This is a genomic window from Paranoxybacillus vitaminiphilus (assembly GCF_003259935.1).
Classification (GTDB): Bacteria; Bacillota; Bacilli; order Bacillales; family Anoxybacillaceae; genus Paranoxybacillus; species Paranoxybacillus vitaminiphilus.
In genome coordinates, this window is record NZ_QLMH01000051.1 from 1 (window position 1) to 1,552 (window position 1,552).

General features: G+C 36.6%; 2 protein-coding genes. Both read left to right on the top strand.

Annotated features, from left to right (window positions below; translation table 11 throughout):
* The first annotated feature begins 243 nt into the window (after positions 1–243).
* Positions 244–606, top strand: coding sequence for a helix-turn-helix domain-containing protein (locus tag B0I26_RS18005; RefSeq protein ID WP_044894222.1), 363 nt, complete (start codon positions 244–246; stop codon positions 604–606).
* Between the two features lie 17 nt (positions 607–623).
* The gene (locus B0I26_RS18010; RefSeq protein ID WP_111646699.1) at positions 624–1,415 is read left to right on the top strand and encodes an ImmA/IrrE family metallo-endopeptidase; all 792 of its coding nucleotides are present in this window, start codon (positions 624–626) and stop codon (positions 1,413–1,415) included.
* Positions 1,416–1,552: the final 137 nt, after the last annotated feature.

Consider the following 1,552-nt stretch of genomic DNA (forward strand, 5'->3'; position numbering starts at 1 on the left):
CTGTCTCCTCGAAGTTTAATGACAGAAGCTGTATTGGCTTCTGTTTTTGTTTTTATGACATGTTTTGAAGTGGTTTTTACCAAAATTAGTTAAGGTGAACATAAACCTCCTTTATTTTAAAGTAGCATTGATTTTTTACAAATTGTAAAATTTATTTTTACAAAAAAGATATTTAGGGTATAATTATTAACAGCAAGTATATCTTAAAAGAAGTTGATACTGCGGCATAAGGAGGGAGGAAAAATGAACTTCTTTCAACATCGTAAGAAAATTGGCGAGAATATTGCCACTTTTATTAGGTTAAAAGGATTTTCCAAATTATCCTTTTCCAAGTTGACAAACATTTCCCGTCCAACATTAAATTTAATTCTTGCCGGGGAAATTTCAAGCCCAGTTACATTTGAAACCCATCTAAAAAAAATTACGGCAGCTTTCAATTTGCCTGAGGATTACTTTCTGCATCCTCCTGTGATCATTCCTGAATCATGGCAGAGACCGGCTATGCAATATTCTGATCGTTTACAGGAAGAAAACAGGCCGGAACACATCCAAAAGGTTTTAAACGATCTTGATGACTTATTAGATATTGCCGCCATCTATCTATAAATGAAAGGCATGGGAAAATGATGCGAATTACTAGTGAAAATCTGGATCAGACGGTCAAGCTGAACAAAGAAATCAAAGAGGAAATTGAACGACTTATTACGGTTGTGGAGACAAGATATAAAAAAATCCGCATCCTTTCACCTGAAAAGCAGGCCCTGCAAATACTAAAAGAACACTATCTTATTCAAGTTCCTATACCTGACGAAAATTGGGGTGGCGCCATCCGGGAATTGCCTAATGGTAAGAAAGTGTTTGTCATTAACACGGCACAACCGAGGGTGTATCAGTATTTTATCTATTGGCATGAAATCTACCACTTAATCAAAGGGATTGAAGAAAGTTCGTCCCACATAATTTCAACAGAATTTGACCTTTCTGAGAGAAAAGCAGATTATTTTGCCAGCCAAATGCTTTTAGGTCATGATGTGTATGAGTATTTTTATCAGGTGGGCCATCACTTGCCATTTGTTGAGCGAATTATGCACTGCATCGATACTTTCAAAGCACCCTACAAAGCCATCCTCATCCAACTATATGAATCAGCAGGAGAATATAAAAACGAAGAACTGCGCCAGCAAATAAAAAAGAACTTTGATATTAGAATCAGCCAGCAAGAATTCGAGAAGATGTTCCGCAAGTTGGCCCTAGATGTATCATTGGTTCAGCCGAGCAATATTATCGACTTAGGAGCATTAGAAACAAAAATCAAAGAAAAGCGCGCAGAAAATGAAGAAGTCGAAATGTATAAGGAACATGAAGAGTTTCTCAACCAATTTCGCCGGACATTAGAGGGATTGAATCATGTATAAGATGGTCAGTGAGAACTTTAAAGAGCTGGATAGTTTTATCACAAACAGGCACGATTTGCGGATTTGTATACTAGACAATAACAATGTACAGTTTTGCACTCAACACGAAAAATATTTTCCGGTTGACAAAATCTATG